Origin of the sequence: Albidovulum sediminicola, assembly GCF_025751575.1 — a bacterium.
Classification (GTDB): domain Bacteria; phylum Pseudomonadota; class Alphaproteobacteria; order Rhodobacterales; family Rhodobacteraceae; genus Albidovulum; species Albidovulum sediminicola.
On record NZ_JAOWLA010000008.1, the window covers coordinates 136180 to 155794 of the forward strand.

The following is a 19615-nucleotide window of genomic DNA, read 5'->3' on the forward strand; positions in this document are numbered from 1 at the left end:
AGAGATGATCAAGCTGACCCTGGGCCCGATCGCCTATCACTGGAGCGCCGAGCGGCGGCGCGATTTCTACGCCCGGATCGCCGATGAGGCTCCGATCGATGAGGTCTATCTTGGCGAGGTGATCTGCTCGAAGCGCGCGCCCTTCTTCGAGGCCGATCTTCCCGCGACCCTCGAACGGCTGGAACGCGGCGGCAAGACGGTCATCCTGTCGTCGCTGGCCGAGGTGATGCTGAAACGCGAGCGCAAGGCAACCGCGGACCTGGCCGAACTCGCCTCCCCCGAGATCGAGATCAACAACGCCGCCGGTCTTTACGCCCGGGGGGACCGGCCCCACCGGGTGGGCCCCTTCATGAACGCCTATAACGAGGCCGCGATCGCCTGGATGGCCAGCCGGGGCGCCACCCATGTCTGCCTGCCGGGCGAGTTGCCGGCGCCCTCGATCGACGTCGCCGCGCAGGCGGCGCGCGCACTGGGGCTCGGCGTCGAGGTGCAGGTGTTTGGCCGCGCCTCGCTCGCGGTGTCGGCGCGCTGCTACCACGCCCGCGCGCATCACCGCACCAAGGACAACTGCCAGTTCGTCTGCGAGGAGGACCCGGACGGAATGCCGCTGAGAACCAGCGACGACAGGCCGATCCTGCGCGTGAACGGCATCCAGACCCAATCCGAAAGCTACATCGACCTTCTGCCCGAGATGGGGCGCCTCATCGCGGATGGCGTGACCCACCTGCGGCTGATGCCGCAGGCCGTCGACATGGTGGCGGTCGCTGGCCTTTACCGCGAGGCACTGGACGGCCGCCAAACGGTCGCGGCAGCCGAGGAAGGGCTAAGGGCGCTTTGCGGGAATGTCGCCTTCAGCAACGGCTTCTATCACGGCGCCGCGGGTTATAGGCGGATCGCGAACGCCGTGCCCGCATAGGAACGGAGGGACCGGACCGTGGCCGGGACGACAGCAGAACAGATGCGCGCCTGGAAGGGCCCCGCCATCCTGACCTACGGGTTCCGCCCGTTCTTCTTCGGGGGCGCGGTCTTCGCAGCGCTGGCGATGCTGCTCTGGGTGCCGATGCTGACGGGGTGGCTTTCCTTGCCGACGCACTTCGCCCCGGTCAGCTGGCATGCGCATGAATTCCTTTACGGCTATCTGAGCGCGGTCGCGGCGGGCTTTCTGCTGACGGCGGTACCGAACTGGACCGGGCGGCTGCCGATCGTGGGCTGGCGCCTGGGTTTTCTGGCCGCGCTTTGGCTGGCGGGGCGGCTGGCGGTCGCGACCTCGGCCCTGCTGCCCGCGGGGCTGGTCGCGGCGATCGACCTTGCCTTCCCGCTGCTCTTCGCGCTCGCCATCGGACGGGAAATCGTCGCCGGGCGGAACTGGCGCAACCTCGTCGTCCTAGCGATGCTTTCGGTCTTCACGCTGGGCAACGCGCTTTTTCACTGGGAGGCGGCGCGGGGCGATCTAGCGGCGCAGGGGGTGGGCCTCCGGCTGGGGCTTGGCGCCGCGATCCTGATGATTGCGATGATCGGTGGGCGCATCGTCCCCTCATTCACCCGCAACTGGCTGGTCAAGCGGGGCGGCGGGGCGCTGCCCGCACCGCCGATGCAGCGCTTCGACAAAGCGGCAATGCTGGTGCTTCTGGCGGCGGGCCTCGCCTGGGTCGGGGCGCCAGAGGCGACCGCGACGGGCGCGCTGCTGCTGACATCGGGGCTCCTGCATCTGGTGCGTTTGGCCCGCTGGTGCGGTCATCGGACGGCCGCCGAGCCGCTGGTTCTGGTCCTGCATCTGGGCTATCTGTTTCTGCCGCTCGGGGCGCTGGCGATCGGAACCGGTATTCTCTGGCCCGACCTGATTGACCGTGCCGCCGCCCAGCACCTGTGGATGGCGGGCGCCATCGGGCTCATGACCCTGGCCGTGATGACGCGGGCAACGCTTGGGCATACCGGGCAAGCGTTGTCGGCAGGCCCCGCGACCGTGGCGATCTATGCCGCCATGGCTTTGGCAACGCTGGCCCGTTTCTCAGCCAGCCTCTGGCCCGAGGCCGCGACATGGTTGCACCCCCTGGCCGGGCTGGCCTGGGTCCTGGCCTTCGCGGGCTTCGCGCTAAGCTACGGCCCGGCGCTGCTGCGCCCCTGGCGCGCTGGCTGAGGAACGGCGGTGCCGGACCCCACGACCGTCGCGCCCCCGTGGCTGGACCGCGTCCTGGCCTCACCACATCGCCCGATGTTCATCGCGGCGGGGGTTTGGGCGCCGGTGGCCGTCGCCCTGACAACCGGGGGCGAGAGCCTGGCACCCGCGACCTCACCCTTGGGTGCGCTCGCCGCCTGGCACGCGCATGAGATGGTCTTCGGCTTCGCGGCAGCCGGGTTTGCGGGCTACACCCTGACGGCGATGAGCAGTTGGTCGACCGCAATCCGCCCGACGCGCCTGGCCGTGGCGATGCTGACGGGGGCGTGGGTCCTTGCCCGTCTGTCGGCCTGGGGCAGCCTCGGGCAGGACCCGCGCGTGGTCCTGCCGGCCGGGATCGCATTCATGGCCTTCGTGACCGCAATCCTCGGCCTCGCAGCCCTGCGTTCCCGCCAGGCGCGCGGAGGCGTGCAGGCCCTGTTCGCGGCCCTTCTGACGGGCTTGCAGGTTGCGGCGCTGTCCGGCGTGTCCTCACCGCATTTCCCGGTACTCGCCTTCGGACTTCTGCTGTCGGTCGTCGGCGGGCGCATGGTGGCGGCCTTCACCTGGAACCAGATGACCCAGAGCCCGGCGCAGGCGCGCCGCTTCGTCCTGGCGCGGGGTCTGGGCGCGTCCTCGGCCGCGGCGATGGTCTTGACGCTGGTGCTGGGGCTGCTTGGCCGTGACCAAGGGGCGCTCGCCATCGGCCTGCTCATCCTTGCCTCGGCCGCCGAGGCCGCACGCCTGGCACTCTGGCAGTCCCGCGGGGTCTGGCAAAGCGCCGTTCTGGCCATCTTGCATCTGGGGTACCTCTGGCTGCCGTTCGGCCTGGTACTTGTCGCTTGGTCCCGGCTCGCGGGCGTGGCGTTGCCGGAAAGCGATGCCCTGCACACCCTGGCCGCCGGCGCTATCGCCTGTTCGATCTATGCCGTCGCTGCGCGCGCGCTCGCCCGGCGCGGGCGCCATCTTCGACCCGCGACAGTTGACCTCGCGGGCTTCACCCTGCTGTGGCTCGCGGCGGGCTTTCGGGTCTTTGCCCCCCTCGCCGCCCCTGAGGCCCCCATCGCACCGATCTTGTGGTGCACGGCCTGGGCCTTGTTCCTGTCTCGGCACCTTACCGCCCTGAAGTCACCGATACCACACCCCGTCTTCAGCGGCCCGAAGAACTGACCGGGCTGGCCGGCGGGGGCCGCCCGGCGAAACACGGGCGGCACCGGGAGGCTCAAGATCTTCCTTACACCGCCACGCGAAATCCCAAAGCGCCGCGCCGCCTTGCGCTGGCGCATCCTCTCCGCGACTGCCAGCCGCGCGCGCGGCATGAACAGCTTAGACTTTGCCCGCCCGAAATCTGCACGCCCGACTGCGGCGCCACGAAGGTCGCGGAGGCGGAGTTCGTGATGGCGAATACGCCCGGCATGTCGCGCGCCTTGCCGCGCCAGGTCGAGGAAATGGGCGTACTGGCCGAAATCGAAGTCTTTGACACCGGCCACCTCTGGTGCGCGAAGCAACCGGTCGAGCAAGGCGGCCCGGGGCCCCAACACGCGTGCAACGGCGCCAGCGCGCCCTGCGGCGCGCCAAAGGACCTGAACACCTTCCTTGCGATGGTCAACGCAGTCCCGCGCGGATGGATCCGGTCGGCCTGCTGCACAAGATGGGCGCGCGGGCCATGACGGCCGCCGATGTGCGCGACCGCCTGGGCCCGGCACTGCGCGCGCGCCTCGCCGCTTGAGACGCCCGGACGCTCAATCCCCGAGCGGTTGGGGACCGGTGCGCCCGTGGTAGGCGGTCAGCGAGGCCCTCACCCTGCGAAGGTTGTCCTTGGACTGTTCCCGCCGCTTGCGCGCGACCGAAAGCGCCAGCGTATCGAGGATGGCCAGATGTACGTAGCGTGAGGAGGTGGGCATGAAGATGTCCTGCGTCTCGGGCATATCCACCCCGATCGGGATGCGGGCCGCGCGGAACAGGCGCGTTCCGGAACGCGACACGCAGATCGTCTGCGCCCCGTACCCCTCGGCGGTCTTGGCGGCGGCGACCAGCGCGTCCGCCTCGCCGCTGGTCGAAAAGAGCAGCAACACATCCTCAGGCCCCAGCGTGGCCGCCCGCATCTGCAAAACGTAGCTGTCACTGGTCGAGACCGCCGGGATGCCCAGCCGGAAGAACCGGTTCGCCGCCTCCTGGGCCATCATCGAGGAACCGCCGCCGATGCCCGCGGCAAGGAACTGCCTGCACCCCGCGATCGCATCGCAGGCGCGCTGGATCTGGGTTTCGTCAAGCTGCTGGCGCATCACGTTGGCGCAGGCGTAGACGCCCGCCAGGACTTCGTCCAGGACCGATGCCGCCCCCCCGCTGTCCGAACCGGACTCCGGCTTGAGATATTGCAGGCTGACGGCGAGGTTCTGGGCGAGGCGCAGTTTGAATTCGCGGAACCCGTCGCACCCCAGCGTGCGGCAGAATCGGATGACGGTCGGCGTGCTGACCCCCGATGCCCCCGCAAGTTCGGCGATGGTCATCGTGCTGATGTCTTCCAGATGTCCCTTGACGTAGTCCGCGACCTTCTGCTCACGCGACGCGAAGGTTCCGTCCAGACGCTGAAGCGCAGAGATGACATCGGTCGCGGCGCCACGCCCCTTGACGATCATCGTCGTTTCTTCTGCGTCCCGCACCGATTCCTGGCTCATCTTGGCCCTACTGGATTGCCCAACTGATATGTATGTGAAGTACATATAGACGACTTTTCCAGAGATGGAGGTACATATTTTTGCGGATTGGTCGATTTAAATGTACTTAAGTAACAAATAACACTTGACCGAACTTCAATTCGTCGCAAACATGTACCTTAATTACAAATGATGCATCAGAGGGAGGGCATCATGCGGAACTGGGCCGGCAAGGCAAGCGGACGGATCAACGCCGCCGTCGAGGCGATCGTCGCGGCGCTGATGCTCCTCCTGGTCCTCGATGTCTGGCTGGGGGTCATGGACCGCTATTTCTTCCACTGGCAACTGCCCTGGCCCGAGGAGCTCGCGCGGTACCTGATGATCTGGGCGGCCATGCTGGCGGTGTCCTCGGGTATCTCCCGACGCGAACATATCGGCCTGACCGCGTTCCTGCACAAGCTGCCGAAGCCGATCCGCCGCGCGCTGCTGATCGCGATGGATCTGCTCTCGCTCGCGCTCTTTGCCTATGTGCTCTGGTATGGCGTCCCCTTCGCGAACGGCGGCGCTACCCGGCAGGCGATGATCTTCGGCGCTTCGCTGCGACCCTTCTATGCCGCCATCCCGGCCGCCGCGGCGGTCGCCTCGGTGCAGATCGCCCTCGTGCTTCTGCGCGACCTTGGAACGCATATCGAAGAAATCCCCGAAGAAGGACTGCTCTGATGCTGGTTGCCATCGCATTCGTTGCCCTGATCCTTTTCGGTATGCCCATTGGCTTCGCGATCGGCATGGCCGGTGTCGTCGGCCTGATCGAGATGGGCGGGACGCAGTTCCTGGCCATCGGGCCGAGCAAGATCTTCAACGGGCTGAACATCTTCCCCTTCCTCGCCATGCCGTTCTTCATCCTGGCGGGCGAGATCATGAACGACATCGGCATCACCGATCGCCTGGTGAAGCTCGCCAATGTGCTGGTCGGGCGCTTCCGGGGCGGGCTGGCGCATACCAACATGCTGGCCTCGGTCTTCTTCGCGGGTCTGACCGGGTCCGCGACCGCCGATGCCGCGGCCTTCGGGCGTACGCTTGTCCCCGCGATGGTGAAGGAAGGCTACAAGCGCGACTATGCCTGCGCCGTCACCGCCGCCGGGTCGATCATCGGGCCGACCATTCCGCCCTCGGGCCTGATGGTTGTCTACGGCTCGCTGATGGGCGTCTCCATCGCCGGGCTCTTTTCGGCCGGGGTGCTGCCCGGTCTCGCGATCTGCGTCATCTGCATGGCCGTGATCGCCATCGGCGGCAAGCGTGAGAACCTGCCCAAGTCGATGCGCGGCGCCACCCCGCGCGAGATCTGGGACACTTTCGTTTCCTCGCTGACCGCGCTGACCATGCCTGTCATCATCCTGGGCGGCATCCTCGGCGGCATCGTCACGCCAACCGAAGCGGCCTCCATCGCCGTCGCCTACGCCATGTTCATCGGCATCTTCGTCTACCGGACGCTGACGCTGCGCTCCTTTTACGGAATGCTGGTGCGCACCGCGCGGATCACCGGCGTGATCTTCGTCATCATCGCCTTCGCCGGCATCCTCGGCTGGTGGATGAGCTTCGAGCGGATCCCGCAGGCGATCGCCTCGGCCGTTCTGGGCATCTCGGACAACCGCTACGCCGTCATCGCGATCATCATCTGCCTGCTGCTGGTCGTTGGCATGGTGATGGATATCACCGCGATCCTGATCATCCTCGGGCCGGTTCTGGTGCCGTTGACCGAGCAGGTGGGGCTGGAGCCGATCCATGCCGGCATCATCTTCGTGCTGGCGCTGAACATCTCGCTGATGACGCCGCCGGTCGGTGCCTGTCTTTTCGTCCTCTCCTCGGTCACGGGGGAAAAGCTTGAACGCATCTCGATCAAGCTCTTCCCGTTCCTGATCGCCGAGATCGTCATCCTCTTTGTCTTCGCCTTCTGGGAAGACGCCGCCCTCCTGCTACCGCGCTATCTCGGATTTGCAGGCTGAACCCGATCCAACACCCACCCATGATACTTAACGGAGGAGAAACATGAAGTATCTGTCAACCGGCCTGGCCCTTTCCGCCACGCTCACGGCAAGCGCCGCCTTCGCCGACGGAGGCGTCATAAAGTTCGGCCACGACAACAAGACCGACCCGTTCGAGAACCCGGCCCACGCCTGCACCGCGGTCTTCTCGAACCTGGTCAGCGCCGGCACCAACGGCGCCGTCACGGTCGAGGTCTTCGGTTCGAACCAGCTGGGCACGGCGGCCGAGCATGTGCAGCAGGTGCGCGACGGCATCCTCCAGGCGACGCTGACCTCGACCGGCGCCCTGGCGAGCTATTACCCGCGCATCGACGTTCTGAACCTGCCCTTCGCCTTCGCCAACAACGAGGCCACCTACAAGGTCTTCGACGGCGACTTCGGCAAGACGCTGGCGAAGGACATTGAGGACACACTCGGCGATGTCGTCGTCCTGGGCTTCCCCGACACCGGCGGTTTCTTCGCCGTCACGAACTCGAAGCACAAGATCTCCGAGCTGCAGGACTTCGACGGCATCCGCGTCCGCACCATGACGCTGCCGTCGCACCAGAAGATCATGCAGGCGCTCGGCGCCGAGGCCTATCCGCTGGCCTGGGGCGAAGTCTACTCGGGCCTGCAAACAGGTGTCATCGACGGCCAAATGAACCCGGTTCCGATCATCTCGTTTGCGAACTTCGCCGAAGTTCAGAAGTATATGACGCTGACGAACCACCTGTTCTCGCCCTACACGTTCATGATCAACCGCGCCTTCTACGAGGGGCTGTCGGACAGCGAACGCGCCACCGTCCGCTCCGCCGCCGAGAACTGCGTCACCGCGAGCCGGGGACTGTCGCGCATCATCGAGGCCTCCGATCGCGGCCTTGCCGGGCTGAAGGACAAGATCGAAGTAACCGCCCTCACGGCCGAGCAGCGCGCCGCGATGGCCGCCGCGACCCAGCCGGTGTTCGAGGCGCATGTGAGCGAGGATCTGGACGCCAAGGCCGCGGAACTGCTGGCCCTGTTCAAGACCGCGGTCCAAGGCGCGAACGCGGACTCGTACCTCAACTGAGCATCCGGGCCGGCGGGCTGCCCTGCCCGCCGCCCCCTTTCACGACCGCGCAGCCTTGCGACCGGTCTCGACGGCTATCTGACAGGACACTCGCAATGCGCGTCTTTTGTGCGTCCCTCGCGACGGAAACCAACACGTTCTCTCCGCTGCGGACGGACATGTCGGACTTTCTCGAAAGCTTCTATGCGCCGCCGGGCGAACACCCCGAGACACCCACCCTTTGCAGCGCCGTCTTCCCCGCCCTGCGCAGACGCGCGTCAGCAGGCGAAATCGAGCTGATCGAGGGCACGGCGACCTGGGCGGAACCGGGCGGGCTGCTCAATGCCGCCACCTGGCGCCATCTGCGCGACGAGGTCCTCGACCAGTTGCGCGCGGCCGCGCCGGTCGATGCCGTGGTCCTGGGCCTGCACGGCGCGATGATCGCCGATGGCTGCACCGACCCGGAGGGCGAGTTGATCGCCGCCGCGCGCGAGATCGCGGGCCCCGGCGCCAGGATCGGTGTCACCTTCGATCCGCACAGCCATCTGAGCGCGCGGCGGGTCGAGAACGCCGACATCATCACCGTATTCAAGGAATTCCCGCACACCGACTTCGTCGAAACCGGCGAGGCCTGCGTCGAACTGACCCTGCGGGCCGCGCGCGGCGAAATCGCCCCGGCAATCTCGGTTTTCGACGTGCGCATGATCGACGTGCTGCCAACGAGTCGGGCCCCGATGCGGGGCTTCGTGGACAAGATGAGCGCGCTTGAAGGACAGGGGACGATCCTGTCGGTATCGGCCATCCACGGGTTCATGGCGGGCGACTCGCCCGACCTTGGCGCCAAGATCATCGTGATCACCGACGCCGATCCCGCGCGCGGCGCGGCGGTCGCCCGCGAACTGGGGCAAGAGCTGTTTTCCTTCCGGGGCCGGACAAAGCCCGAGTTTCTGTCCGCGCGCGCGGCGCTTCTGCAAGCCAGCGCCGCGCCCCGTCACCCGGTCGTCATCGCCGATGTCTGGGACAACCCCGGCGGCGGCGTCGCGGGCGATTCCACGATCATCCTGCAAGAGGCGCTGTCCCTCGGGATCGCCAACATCGCCTTCGGCACCATCTGGGACCCGATGGCGGTGCGGCTCTGCCACGCGGCTGGGGAAGGTGCGACGCTGCGCCTGCGCTTCGGGGCGAAGACCAGCGACAGCGCGGGCGCGCCCATCGACGCGGACGTGACGGTCCTGAGGGTGCAGAAGAACGCGGTGCAAAGCTTCGGCGCCTCGGTCGTGCCCCTGGGCGATTGCGCGGTGATCGAGGCGCGCGGCATCCAGATCGTCCTGAACTCGAACCGCGCGCAAAGCTTCTCGCCGGATCTTTTCACCAACCTCGGCATCGATGTCTCGGCGAAGCAGATCCTTGTCGTGAAATCGACGAACCACTTCCACGGCGCCTTCGCCCCGATTGCGGCGGACATCATCTATGCGGCGGTCGACGGCCCCTATCCAAACGACCCCCGGAACAACGCCTATACGCGGCTGACGCGCAAGCTGTGGCCCATCGTGGACAACCCATTCGAAGAGGAGGCAGTCCGATGATCTTTCCCACGATCGACACCCCGAGCGTCCTCGTCGACCTGGATATCGCCGAGGCGAACATCGACCGCTTCCAGTCCTATTGCGACGCCCACGGGCTCGGCCTCAGGCCGCATATCAAGACGCACAAGCTGCCGATGCTCGCCCGGCGGCAGATCGCGGCGGGGGCCATCGGGATCACCTGCCAGAAGGTATCCGAGGCCGAAGCGATGATCGCCGACGGCGGCATCGACGACGTGCTGATCACCTACAACATCCTTGGCGCAGACAAGACCGACCGCCTGAGGCGCCTGGCCGAGAGGGTCGCGCTTACGGTCGTGGCCGACAGCGCCACCGTGGCCAAGGGGCTGGCGGGCGCGTTCCAAGGTGCCGCCAGACCGCTGGGCGTGCTGGTCGAATGCGACACAGGCGCGGGGCGCTGTGGCGTCCAGACGCCCGCGGCCGCGCGGGACCTGGCGCTGGAGATCGCGCGCCTTGGCGGGCTGCGCTTCGCCGGGCTGATGACCTACCCGCCCATCGGCCGCGAGGCAGCGGTCCAGTCCTGGTTGCAAGAGGCCAAGACCCTGATCGAGGCCGCAGGGCTGGCCGTCACGACCATCTCGAACGGCGGCACACCCGGCATGTGGCAGGCACATGAGGTCCCGGCGGCGACCGAATACCGCGCCGGCACCTATATCTACAATGACCGCTCGCTTCAGGCGCGCGGGCTTTGCGGCTGGGACGACTGCGCCCTGACGGTTCTGGCGACCGTCGTTTCGGTGCCGACCGAGACGCGCGCGATCATCGACGCGGGCTCGAAGGTGCTGACCTCGGACCTGCTGGGGCTTCAGGGCTATGGCCATGTCCTCGGGCGCCCCGACATTCGCATCGACGCCCTCTCCGAGGAGCATGGCACGCTCCACGCCGAAAGGATTGGCCTTTCGGTGGGCGAGCGGGTGCGCATCGTGCCCAACCACGCCTGTGTCGTCACCAACATGCTGGATCGGATCGAACTTGTGCGCGGCGCCCGGCATGAAGTCACCGCCCCCGTCATGGCCCGCGGCCGGGTCTGGTGACTATGGCGCGCACCTCGATCCTGTGCCTCGGAGAGCCCCTTTTCGAGCTCAATCAGGCCGCCGACGGCAGCTTTCGCCCCGGCTTTGGCGGCGATGTTTCCAACGTCGCCGTCGCGATCGCCCGGCAGGGCGGCAAGGTCGGCCTGATCAGCCAGGTCGGTGACGATCGGTTCGGCGACGCGCTCCGGCGGATGTGGGCGGACGAAGGCATCGACACGACCCATGTCAATGTGCTGGAGGGTGGGGATACCGGGATCTACTTCGTGACCCACGACGAGGACGGGCATCATTTCACCTACCGCCGCAAGGGGTCGGCCGCGAGCCAGCTGGGCGCCGGAGCGATCTCTGCGCAGACCATCGCATCGGCGCGGATCCTCTACACCTCCGGCATCAGCCTTGGCGTCAGCGAGACCCTCCGGGCCGCGACCACCGCCGCTGTCAACCTGGCGCGCTCGGCCGGCCTGCCGGTCGCTTTCGACCCCAATCTTCGCACGCGCCTCTGGCCGCTCGAAACCGCGCGGAAGGTGTCGCACGACCTCATGCGGAATTGCGACATCGCGCTGCCGGGCCTTGATGATGCACGGCAGTTGACCGGCCTTTCCGACCCGCAGGCGATCGTCGCCTTCTACCACGATCTCGGGGCCAGGATCGTCGCCCTGACGCTGGGGGCGAAGGGCGTGCTGGTGTCCGACAGCCGCCAAAGCGCGCATATCCCGCCCTTCCGCGTGAACGCGGTCGATGCGACCGGCGCGGGCGATTGCTTCAACGGGATCTTCCTGACGCATCTGCTGCGCACCGATGATCCCTTCGTGGCGGCGCGGATTGCCAATACCGGGGCCGCGCTATCGACCACCGGATATGGCGCCGTCGCGCCCATCCCCACCTATTCCGAAGTCATGAACGTAAAGGAGACATGAATGACCATCGAACGTATCGGCGTTGAGCGGACCGGCGCGGGCGGGCAGTCCCTGCCCTTCTCCCCGGCGGTCCGCGCCGGGGATTTCGTCTATGTCTCCGGCCAGGTCGCGATGAATGAGCGCGGCGAGATCGAGCCCGGCGGCATCGAGGCCCAGACCCGCCGCACGATGGAGAACGTCCGCAAGGTCCTCGCCATGGCGGACTGCACCTTCGACGACGTGGTCAAGGCGAACTGCTGGCTCGACGACACCCGCGACTTCTGGACCTTCAACCGCGTCTATGCGGAGTTCTTCCCGAACGGTGGCCCCGCCCGCTCGACCGTGCGTTCGCAACTTATGGTCGATGCCAAGGTGGAGGTCGACGTGATCGCCTACAAGCCGCTGGCGGCCAAGTAAGCCCGCCCGCACGGCCGTCAACCGCGGCCCGCAGCGTCCAGATATGCCTCGGTTTCTTCCCGCATTCTGGCGATTGCCTCCGCAAGGTGGGCTGAGAACGCCTGCGCCAGCCGTGCCTGGCTGACGTAGGCGGGCGTCAGGATCGAGACGCTGCCCCCGACGCGCGGGATGAAGCGTCGCATGGTCAGGCTCGACGGCTGAGACCCTTGAAGGATGTGGCTATAAGCCGTGATCATATCGCAGATCATGTAGCAAAAGCCGTCCGACACGAACTGAAGCCCCGGCATGAACGTGCGCAGTTCGAGCCGCTTGTTGAAGCTTCGCCCCCGGGCGGCGAACGCGAATTCCGTTTGGGTTGCCGTCGTGTGATCCTCGAACAGGACGGCCATTGGCTTTCCGTCCAGGTCATCGGGCGAAAGCAACGGCTTGCGGGCCAGCGGATCGTCCGCCCTCAGGACGCAGACGCATTCGAGGTCGAAATCCACCTGGTCGATCGACGCCCTGGGCCTGGGTGTCTCGGCGAAGCCGATGTCGAACTGCTGTGAGGCGACAAGGTCTTCGATGACCCCCGACGAGCGCATGATAAGCGAGACCTCGACCTCGCGCTTGTCTTTCAGGAACCCGGTCAGCAAGCGCGGCATGAAGAGCCCCGATGCGGCTGGATGGCTGGCGATGCGAAGCCTGCCGGTCTCCAATGCATTGATCTTGCTGAGAGCCTGCTTCGTCCGTTCAAGCCGGGCGAGGATCGCCTCGGCCTCTTCCAGGAAGTACCGGGCCTCCGGTGTCGGCGTCAGCTTGCCATGTTCGCGCAGGAACAGGGGAAAGCCGAGCTCCTGCTCCAGCGTCGCCATCATGGTGCTGACCGCCGGCTGGGTTCGCGCCACCGTCTTCGCGGCCTGCGATATCGATCCGCTGCGCATGACTTCGCGGAAGACGGTCAGTTGCCGAAGCGACAGGTTCATCGCGCGCCCCATAAATCATGTTGATGGACTTACAATATTATTCAAATTGATTTTATGACCCCTGTCCAGTGATATGCCGCGCAGCCGACATCGTCCGACCGTCGGGGGAGGAGACATGGACAGATTCGCCAAATACCTGCTGACAGGTCTGATCTGCATCGTCGCGCTCGGCCAGTTCGTTCAGGTGATCACGCGTTACGTCCTTCAGGTGCCCGTCATGGGACTGGAGGAGACGATGGCCTACCCGACGCTCTGGCTTTATATCCTCGGCTCGGTCAACGCCTCGCGCGAGAACACGCATATCCGCGCGAATGTGCTGGAGATCTTTCTCAAGACCGCCCGCGCCCACACGATCCTTGCGATCATCGGAGAGCTCGTCAGCCTGATCGTCGGGCTGTGGCTGCTGACCTGGGCCTGGGATTTCACGCGCTATTCGATCCGCACCTGGCGTGAAAGCCCGACGCTCTACATCCCCACCTTCTACGCCGATGTGGCGCTCGTGATCGGGCTCGCCCTGATGATGGTCTTCACCCTTTACCACCTTGTTCGCCACGTCCGCGACCTCGCCGGGGAGAAACTCGCATGATCGAAGTCGCGCTTCTGGCTATCGCGGTCCTTGTTATCCTGCTGACACTTGGGGTTCCGCTGCCCTACTGCTTCGGCGGCGCGCTGATGGTGATGTATTTCGTCGGCGACGTGACCATGAAGGGCAACATGCTCTGGGGTTTCCAGCAGCTTGGAAACCCCGTGTTGCTGGCCATCCCGCTTTTCGTGCTCGCCGGAACCATCATGTCCGAAAGCGGGATCGCGGCAAGCCTTCTGCGCTTCGTCTCAGCCTTCATCGGCCACATCCGGGGCGGGCTGGGGGTGGTCGCGGCGGTGTCCTGCGCGGTGATCGGCGCAATCTCCGGCTCTGGCCTGACCGGGATCGCCGCCATCGGCCCGATCCTGATCCCCGAGATGGAAAAGCGCGGGTATCCGCGCGAATACGCCACCGCGCTGATCGCCAATTCCTCGATCCTTGGCCTGTTGATCCCGCCCTCGGTCACGATGATCGTCTACGGCTGGGTCACGGACACCTCGATCCTGGCCTGTTTTCTCGCCACGCTTGGGCCCGGTCTTCTGATCATGGTGGCCTTCTCGCTCATCAACCTCTGGATGGCCCGGAAATTCCCGCTGGTGCTGGACGACAAGCCGACCATGGCCGAACTGGCCGGAGAGGCGACCCGCCGCGGCGTCCATGCCCTTCCTGCCCTCTTGATGCCGATCATCATCCTCGGCGGCATCTACGGCGGCATCATGACGCCGACCGAGGCCGCGGCCGTGTCCGTCATCTACGCGGTGCCGGTGGGTTTCATGATCTACAAGGGCCTGCGCTGGGACAATTTCCTTGGCGCCGGCAAGGAAGCGGCCACCGCCGTCGGCGCGATCATGATGATGATCCTCTTCTCCATGATCCTCAGCCAGATGTTCGTCCTGGAAAACGTCCCGCAGCAGATCGTCGGCGCGATCTTTGCGATCACCGAGAACAAGATCCTGCTGCTCATCATGATCAACATCATGCTCTTTCTGGTGGGCATGGTCGTGAACGATGTGACCGCCATCATCCTGATCGCCCCGCTCCTGCTGCCGCTGATGAACGCCATCGGCGTCAGCCCGGTGCAGTTCGCCGCGATCATGGGGGTCAACACGGCCATGGGGGGCGTGACGCCACCCTACGCCTCGATCCTCTATCTCGGCGCGCGGATCGGCAAGGTGAAGGTCACCAAGGTGATCCCGCCCGCAATGACGCTCATCCTGCTCGGCTATGTGCCCGTGGTCTTCCTGACCTCATTCTGGCCCGAGCTGTCGCTCTTTTTGCCTAGCTACTTCGGCTACTGACCCCATCCAACATCGGAGGAAACTGAAATGAAGACCAAGTTCATCGCATCCGCGCTGGCGACACTGCTGACCGTCAGCCCCGCGCTGGCCGAGACGCTCAAGATCAGCCACGTCCGCCCGCAGGACGCCACGGTGGATGTCGAACTGCGCGCCTTTGCCGAGGCCGTGAAGACCGCAACCGGCGGCGATGTGGAACTGGAGCTGTTCCCGGCCAACGCGCTTGGCGACTACACCACCGTGCAGGAACGCATCTCGGTCGGCGCGGTCGACATGGCGGTCCAGCCGGCGGCCACCGCGGCCGATCGCCGGATGCAGATTTCGTCCTTCCCCTACCTTGCCGCGAACTGGGAACAGGCGCGCAACATCTATGGCCCGGGCGGCGCTGTCCGTGAAACCATGGCCGGCCTTTTCGCCGAGCAGGACATCACCATGCTGGCGGCCTATCCGGTCTATTTCGGGGGCATCTCGCTGAACCGGGAGGCCGTCACCCCCGGCTCGACCGAGCCGAACGGCATCAAGGTGCGCGTGCCCGGCATCAAGTCGTTCCAGCTGACGGGCGAGGCGCTCGGCTACATCCCCTCGCCGATCCCGTTCGCGGAAGCCTTCACCGCCGTGCAGACGGGTGTGGTCGATGGCGTGATCGGGTCGGGTGCGGAAGGCTACTATGCCAGCTTCCGTGACGTGACCAAGACCTACATCCCCGCCAACACCCACTTCGAGGTCTGGTACATGATCATCTCGAACGAAAGCCTGTCGGGCCTTCCGGACGAGGATCAGGCCGCGCTGAAGGCCGAGGCCGAGAAATTCGAGGCGACGCGCTGGACCGTGGCCGAGTCCGATCAGGGCGCCAACGAGCAGAAGCTGGCCGACCTTGGCGCGACCATCGTGTCGCTGAGCCCCGAGGAACTGGCCGCGATGTCCGCCAAGGTGCGCGAGACCGTCTGGCCGCAAGTGCTGGAGGATGTGGGCGCCGACTGGGGCCAGGCCATTCTCGACCAGATCGCCAAGTGATAAGACCCCGGGGACGGCCGGTAAGTGGCCGCCCCGCCTACCCCCCTGTTAACATCCCGACGGCAAGAAAGGCGCAACGATGGAAGCAGACTACGCGATCGTCGGCGGCGGCGTTGTCGGGCTCTCGGTGGCCTGGGGGCTCCTCAAACGCGGCAAGAGGGTCGTTGTCCTCGACGGCGATGACGGCGCCTTCCGGGCAAGCCGCGGGAACTTCGGGCTTGTCTGGGTCCAGTCCAAGGGCATGAAGCAGCCGCGCTACGCGCGGTGGAGCCAGCAATCCGCCGCGATCTGGGCCGACTTCGCGCAGGAGCTGTCGGAGGCGACGGGCCGTTCGCTGCATCTGCAGCAACAGGGGGGCTTCGACTTTCATTTCTCGGAAGAGACCCTCGAAGAGACCGTCGCGCAATACGAGCTGCTCAAGGCGAAGCTTGACGGCGACTACCCTTTCGAGGTCCTAGGCCACAACGCGCTGCGCAAGGAAGAGCCTCAGATCGGCCCGAAGGTCGTCGGCGCGATCCTGCACCATCAGGACGGGCACACGAACCCCCTGAAACTTCTGACCGCGCTGGCCGATGACGTGCGGCGCATGGGCGGCACGGTCCTGACCGGCAAGACGGTGACCGAGATCACAAAACCCGACGGCTTCCGCGTCCGTTGCGTCGACGGAACGACGGTCGATGCGGCCAAATGCATCCTGTCGGCGGGCCTCGGGGCGGCGGCGCTTGGCCCGCAGCTGGGCTTGCGCGCGCCGGTCCGGCCGCAGCGCGGGCAGGTCCTGATCACCGAGAAGCTGCCCAAGGGGCTGATCCGGCGCCCCTCGCTGATCGCCCGGCAGGTCGACGAAGGCGGCATCCAGATCGGCGCAACGAACGAAGAGGTCGGATATGACGACGGCGTGACGCAGCCGGGGCTGTCGCGTCTGGCCGCAGAGGCCATCGCGACCTATCCTGTGCTGGCCCGCGCCCAACTCGTCCGCAGCTGGGGCGCGCTTCGCGTCCTCTCGCCCGACGGGCTTCCGATCTATCAGGAAAGCCACGAGATGCCCGGCGCCTTTCTCGTGACCTGCCATAGCGGCATTACCCTCGCGGCGGCCCACGCCCGCCTCCTGCCGGAGTGGCTGGAGCGGACCCCGGCCGCCCCCGACCTGGAGGTATTCAGTGAAGACCGCTTCGCCGTTTCATGAGCTTGAGGACAGCGCGCGGGTCCGTGTCGAATTCGACGGCCGGCCGCTCGATCTGCCGCAGGGCGCAAACCTTGCCGCGGCGCTTCTGGCCGCTGGCGTGACCGTCTTTCGTCAGACCCCGGTGTCAGGCGCGCCGCGCGGCCCCTTCTGCATGATGGGCGCCTGTTTCGATTGCCTGGTCGAGGTCGATGGCGTGGTGCGGCAGGCCTGCATGCTTGAGGTCACCGAAGGGATGCGGATCGCCGCCCCGCACCAGCGGAGGGACAGCGATGAAACGCAGTGACCTGATCGTCATTGGCGCGGGCCCGGCGGGCATGGCCGCCGCCGCAAAGGCTGCCGAAACGGGCCTCGCGGTGACACTCCTGGACGAACAGCCCCGGCCCGGCGGCCAGATCTATCGCGACGTGGACCGCGCGGCGGCGAAGCGCGGCCGCATCCTTGGGGCGGACTACACCCATGGCGCCACCCTGACGCAGTCCCTCAACCACCCGGCGATCGCGCAGATCTCCGGCGCCGTGGTCTGGGAGATCGAGGAAGGCTTCCGGGTTTCCTACACCAAGGACGGCTGCGCAGCACAGGTCGCGGGCGACAGGATCATCCTTGCGACCGGCGCGCTGGAACGCCCCATGCCGGTGCCGGGATGGACGCTTCCGGGCGTGATGACCGCCGGCGCCGCGCAGATCCTGCTGAAACAGTCGGGCATGGTGGCCCGCCGCGCCGCGCTCGTCGGTTCCGGCCCGCTGCTTTACCTGATCGCCGCCCAGATGATCCGCGCGGGAACCCCGCCGCTGGCGCTCGTTGAAACGCAGACCCGCGGCGATCTTCTGGGCGCGATGCCGCACCTGCCGGGCGCGCTTCGCGGTTGGCCATATCTCGCCAAGGGCATGAAGCTTCTGCGCGAGATCATCCGCGCGCGCGTGCCCCGTCATACGGGGGCAAGCGCAATCGCGGTCGAAGGCGGCACCCATGCCGAGGCGGTTCGCTTTCGCGCGGGCGGCCGATCGCACCGGATCGCCTGCGACACGGTTCTGCTGCATCACGGTGTCGTGCCGAACACGCAGGCCGCGCGCTCCATCGGGGTGGCCCATCGCTGGAATGAGGCGCAGCGCTGCTTCGCGCCAATACTCGACACATGGGGCGCCACCGATGTCGCGGGCGTGCTGATCGCGGGCGACGGCGCGGGGATCGGCGGCGCGAAGGCGGCCGAGATCGCCGGCCGGATCGCGGCGCTGAAGGTCGCGGAGGAGCATGGCAAACTGACCCAAGGCGAGCGCGATGCCCAGGCACGCCCGCTTCTCGCCGCCCGCGCGCGCGAACTGGCCGTCCGGCCGTTCCTTGATACCGCCTACCCGCCCCTCAGCGAGGCCATGACCCCCGCCGACGCCACAATCGTCTGCCGCTGCGAAGAGGTCACCGCCGGCGACATCCGCGGCTATGCGAAACTGGGCTGCCTCGGCCCGAACCAGGCCAAGGCCTTCGGTCGCCCCGGAATGGGCCCCTGCCAGGGCCGCTACTGCGGGCTGACGGTCACCGCGCTCTTGGCGGAGGCACACGGCACCAGCCCCGACGCGACGGGCTACTACCGGATCAGACCGCCCCTCAAGCCGGTGACCCTGGGGGAACTGGCCGCGATGGAAAACCCGGCGCAGCGCGCCACGGAGCAGGAGTAAGAGATGATTGAACGGATCGGGACCGGCGCCCGCATGAGCAAGATCGTGAAGCACAACGGCGTCGCCTATCTGTGCGGCCAAGTGGGCGACGGTGCCACGGTGGCGGAGCAGACGCGCGATTGCCTGTCGCGGGTCGAAGCCCTGCTGGCGCAGGCCGGTTCCTCGCCCGAAAAGATGCTTCAGGCCATAGTCTGGCTGGCCGACATGGCGGACTTCGCGGAAATGAACAGTGTCTGGGACGCATGGGTACCCCAAGGCCACGCCCCCGCGCGCGCCTGCGGCGAGGCACGCCTGGCGCGTCCGGACCTCAAGGTCGAGATCATCGTGACGGCGGCCTGCTGAGGCCACCGCCCATCACCGGGCGCGACCTGATCAGTCCGGCCGGTGGTGTCAGACATGTTCGAACCCGTCTCCACAAGGGCAGAGACACTGCCCCTTATTCGGCGAGGGCGGCGGCGCGGATCTGCTTGAAGAGTGGCCGGTCGGAGAGGCCGCGATCCGAAAACGCCGGATCGAGGGCATGAAATCGAGCCGCTGGCAGTGGCATCTCGACGAGATTTTCGTGAAGATCAACGGTGAACGGCACTACCTGTGGCGCGCGGTCGATCACGAAGGCGAGGTCTTTGCGCGGCATAAGGACAGGCCCGCTGTCCTTGTGGAGACTGGTTCGCATTTGTCTGCCAGCACCTTTGAGACTTATGGAGCAGCACACCGGCGGAAACCTCATCGGCGTGCTACGGGAGCAGATGCGGAGCGTTGTCGACTCGATGCTGGTGCCACGAACGAATGCTCCTAAGTTCACCAAACAAGTATTCGAGAACCTAGGTGTTCAGTCCCGGCTCTTAGCAGCGAAGCTTTCGAGCACTTCACCTTCGTGATCCACGGCCCGCCACGGATAGTGCCGTTCGCCGTTGATCCTCACGAAGGTCTCGTCGAGATGCCATTGCCAGCGGCTCGTTTTCATACCCTCGAGAGCTGGGCCATCTTGGGGGCTGCAAAAGCCATCTGCCTGGCTCAAGCCGAGTCCCTCTGACAGAGCCGGGAAACAAAGCGCAAGGCGATTCCGTTGGAATTGCCCG

20 protein-coding genes and 2 pseudogenes are annotated in these 19615 nt (G+C 66.4%); 19 read left to right on the forward strand and 3 right to left on the reverse strand.

Going from position 1 to position 19615, the window contains the following annotated elements; genetic code table 11:
- Positions 1-4 precede the first annotated feature (4 nt).
- The 4 genes from ubiV to OE647_RS10290 are packed head-to-tail and all read left to right on the forward strand — an operon-like array spanning position 5 to position 3825.
- Positions 5-916 carry a ubiquinone anaerobic biosynthesis protein UbiV gene (gene ubiV / locus OE647_RS10275; RefSeq protein WP_263721636.1) on the forward strand — a complete coding sequence of 304 codons (912 nt, stop codon included), beginning with the start codon at positions 5-7 and terminating at the stop codon, positions 914-916.
- Between the two features lie 42 nt (positions 917-958).
- Positions 959-2137, forward strand: coding sequence for an NnrS family protein (locus tag OE647_RS10280; protein WP_263721637.1), 1179 nt, complete (start codon positions 959-961; stop codon positions 2135-2137).
- Between the two features lie 9 nt (positions 2138-2146).
- Complete coding sequence (locus OE647_RS10285; RefSeq protein WP_263721638.1) at positions 2147-3325, forward strand: NnrS family protein; 1179 nt, start codon at positions 2147-2149, stop codon at positions 3323-3325.
- On the forward strand, positions 3235-3825 hold the full coding sequence (locus OE647_RS10290) for a 3-keto-5-aminohexanoate cleavage protein (RefSeq protein WP_263721639.1): 591 nt from the start codon (positions 3235-3237) through the stop codon (positions 3823-3825). The genes OE647_RS10285 and OE647_RS10290 overlap by 91 nt, the downstream gene beginning before the upstream one ends.
- A 72-nt stretch (positions 3826-3897) precedes the next feature.
- Here the strand turns inward: OE647_RS10290 and OE647_RS10295 are convergent, their stop codons facing one another.
- Positions 3898-4833, reverse strand: a complete 936-nt coding sequence (locus tag OE647_RS10295; RefSeq protein ID WP_263721640.1) for a MurR/RpiR family transcriptional regulator — start codon at positions 4831-4833, stop codon at positions 3898-3900.
- 192 nt (positions 4834-5025) lie between these two features.
- Between OE647_RS10295 and OE647_RS10300 the strand changes: the two genes are divergently transcribed.
- The 7 genes from OE647_RS10300 to OE647_RS10330 all read left to right on the forward strand — a co-directional run bounded on the left by OE647_RS10300 (position 5026) and on the right by OE647_RS10330 (position 11829).
- Entirely contained in the window at positions 5026-5532 is a 507-nt protein-coding gene (locus tag OE647_RS10300; RefSeq protein WP_263721641.1) for a TRAP transporter small permease, read from the forward strand.
- Entirely contained in the window at positions 5532-6815 is a 1284-nt protein-coding gene (locus OE647_RS10305) for a TRAP transporter large permease (RefSeq protein WP_263721642.1), read from the forward strand. Before OE647_RS10300 ends, OE647_RS10305 begins: the two co-directional genes overlap by 1 nt.
- 43 nt (positions 6816-6858) lie before the next feature.
- Positions 6859-7899, forward strand: a complete 1041-nt coding sequence (locus OE647_RS10310; protein WP_263721643.1) for a TRAP transporter substrate-binding protein — start codon at positions 6859-6861, stop codon at positions 7897-7899.
- Between the two features lie 95 nt (positions 7900-7994).
- A complete protein-coding gene (locus OE647_RS10315; protein WP_263721644.1) occupies positions 7995-9464 on the forward strand; it encodes a M81 family metallopeptidase in 1470 nt (489 codons plus the stop codon).
- Positions 9461-10516 (forward strand): D-TA family PLP-dependent enzyme, encoded by a 1056-nt coding sequence (locus OE647_RS10320; protein ID WP_263721645.1) that lies wholly within the window; start codon positions 9461-9463, stop codon positions 10514-10516. The genes OE647_RS10315 and OE647_RS10320 overlap by 4 nt, the downstream gene beginning before the upstream one ends.
- A 2-nt stretch (positions 10517-10518) precedes the next feature.
- Complete coding sequence (locus OE647_RS10325; RefSeq protein WP_263721684.1) at positions 10519-11433, forward strand: sugar kinase; 915 nt, start codon at positions 10519-10521, stop codon at positions 11431-11433.
- Positions 11434-11829 carry a RidA family protein gene (locus OE647_RS10330; protein ID WP_263721646.1) on the forward strand — a complete coding sequence of 132 codons (396 nt, stop codon included), beginning with the start codon at positions 11434-11436 and terminating at the stop codon, positions 11827-11829.
- Between the two features lie 17 nt (positions 11830-11846).
- Here the strand turns inward: OE647_RS10330 and OE647_RS10335 are convergent, their stop codons facing one another.
- Positions 11847-12791, reverse strand: coding sequence for a LysR family transcriptional regulator (locus OE647_RS10335; RefSeq protein WP_263721647.1), 945 nt, complete (start codon positions 12789-12791; stop codon positions 11847-11849).
- A gap of 115 nt (positions 12792-12906) precedes the next feature.
- On the opposite strand from OE647_RS10335, the gene OE647_RS10340 reads away from it, so the two are divergent.
- From OE647_RS10340 to OE647_RS20195, 8 genes and pseudogenes are all read left to right on the forward strand, one after another.
- Positions 12907-13377, forward strand: coding sequence for a TRAP transporter small permease (locus OE647_RS10340; protein ID WP_263721648.1), 471 nt, complete (start codon positions 12907-12909; stop codon positions 13375-13377).
- Positions 13374-14672: a TRAP transporter large permease gene (locus OE647_RS10345; RefSeq protein WP_263721649.1), complete on the forward strand. Its 1299-nt coding sequence runs from the start codon at positions 13374-13376 to the stop codon at positions 14670-14672. Before OE647_RS10340 ends, OE647_RS10345 begins: the two co-directional genes overlap by 4 nt.
- A gap of 27 nt (positions 14673-14699) precedes the next feature.
- The gene (gene dctP / locus OE647_RS10350; protein ID WP_263721650.1) at positions 14700-15683 is read left to right on the forward strand and encodes a TRAP transporter substrate-binding protein DctP; all 984 of its coding nucleotides are present in this window, start codon (positions 14700-14702) and stop codon (positions 15681-15683) included.
- A gap of 79 nt (positions 15684-15762) precedes the next feature.
- Positions 15763-16866 carry an NAD(P)/FAD-dependent oxidoreductase gene (locus OE647_RS10355; RefSeq protein ID WP_263721651.1) on the forward strand — a complete coding sequence of 368 codons (1104 nt, stop codon included), beginning with the start codon at positions 15763-15765 and terminating at the stop codon, positions 16864-16866.
- On the forward strand, positions 16841-17149 hold the full coding sequence (locus OE647_RS10360; RefSeq protein WP_263721652.1) for a (2Fe-2S)-binding protein: 309 nt from the start codon (positions 16841-16843) through the stop codon (positions 17147-17149). Before OE647_RS10355 ends, OE647_RS10360 begins: the two co-directional genes overlap by 26 nt.
- Positions 17136-18536, forward strand: a complete 1401-nt coding sequence (locus OE647_RS10365) for an FAD/NAD(P)-dependent oxidoreductase (protein WP_263721653.1) — start codon at positions 17136-17138, stop codon at positions 18534-18536. Before OE647_RS10360 ends, OE647_RS10365 begins: the two co-directional genes overlap by 14 nt.
- 3 nt (positions 18537-18539) lie before the next feature.
- A complete protein-coding gene (locus tag OE647_RS10370) occupies positions 18540-18878 on the forward strand; it encodes a RidA family protein (protein WP_263721654.1) in 339 nt (112 codons plus the stop codon).
- A 136-nt stretch (positions 18879-19014) separates the two neighbouring features.
- A pseudogene (locus OE647_RS20195) lies at positions 19015-19191 on the forward strand (DDE-type integrase/transposase/recombinase); the annotation flags it as partial.
- 177 nt (positions 19192-19368) lie between these two features.
- Here the strand turns inward: OE647_RS20195 and OE647_RS10380 are convergent.
- Positions 19369-19491: pseudogene (locus OE647_RS10380) on the reverse strand (DDE-type integrase/transposase/recombinase); the annotation flags it as partial.
- Positions 19492-19615 lie beyond the last annotated feature (124 nt).

Coding starts and splice junctions, on each gene's coding strand:
- ubiV (WP_263721636.1), top strand. CDS start 5: ATGATCAAGCTGACCCTGGGCCCGATCGCCTATCACTGGAGCGCCGAG.
- OE647_RS10280 (WP_263721637.1), top strand. CDS start 959: ATGCGCGCCTGGAAGGGCCCCGCCATCCTGACCTACGGGTTCCGCCCG.
- OE647_RS10295 (WP_263721640.1), bottom strand. CDS start 4,833: ATGAGCCAGGAATCGGTGCGGGACGCAGAAGAAACGACGATGATCGTC.
- OE647_RS10300 (WP_263721641.1), top strand. CDS start 5,026: ATGCGGAACTGGGCCGGCAAGGCAAGCGGACGGATCAACGCCGCCGTC.
- OE647_RS10305 (WP_263721642.1), top strand. CDS start 5,532: ATGCTGGTTGCCATCGCATTCGTTGCCCTGATCCTTTTCGGTATGCCC.
- OE647_RS10310 (WP_263721643.1), top strand. CDS start 6,859: ATGAAGTATCTGTCAACCGGCCTGGCCCTTTCCGCCACGCTCACGGCA.
- OE647_RS10315 (WP_263721644.1), top strand. CDS start 7,995: ATGCGCGTCTTTTGTGCGTCCCTCGCGACGGAAACCAACACGTTCTCT.
- OE647_RS10320 (WP_263721645.1), top strand. CDS start 9,461: ATGATCTTTCCCACGATCGACACCCCGAGCGTCCTCGTCGACCTGGAT.
- OE647_RS10325 (WP_263721684.1), top strand. CDS start 10,519: ATGGCGCGCACCTCGATCCTGTGCCTCGGAGAGCCCCTTTTCGAGCTC.
- OE647_RS10330 (WP_263721646.1), top strand. CDS start 11,434: ATGACCATCGAACGTATCGGCGTTGAGCGGACCGGCGCGGGCGGGCAG.
- OE647_RS10335 (WP_263721647.1), bottom strand. CDS start 12,791: ATGAACCTGTCGCTTCGGCAACTGACCGTCTTCCGCGAAGTCATGCGC.
- OE647_RS10340 (WP_263721648.1), top strand. CDS start 12,907: ATGGACAGATTCGCCAAATACCTGCTGACAGGTCTGATCTGCATCGTC.
- OE647_RS10345 (WP_263721649.1), top strand. CDS start 13,374: ATGATCGAAGTCGCGCTTCTGGCTATCGCGGTCCTTGTTATCCTGCTG.
- dctP (WP_263721650.1), top strand. CDS start 14,700: ATGAAGACCAAGTTCATCGCATCCGCGCTGGCGACACTGCTGACCGTC.
- OE647_RS10355 (WP_263721651.1), top strand. CDS start 15,763: ATGGAAGCAGACTACGCGATCGTCGGCGGCGGCGTTGTCGGGCTCTCG.
- OE647_RS10365 (WP_263721653.1), top strand. CDS start 17,136: ATGAAACGCAGTGACCTGATCGTCATTGGCGCGGGCCCGGCGGGCATG.
- OE647_RS10370 (WP_263721654.1), top strand. CDS start 18,540: ATGATTGAACGGATCGGGACCGGCGCCCGCATGAGCAAGATCGTGAAG.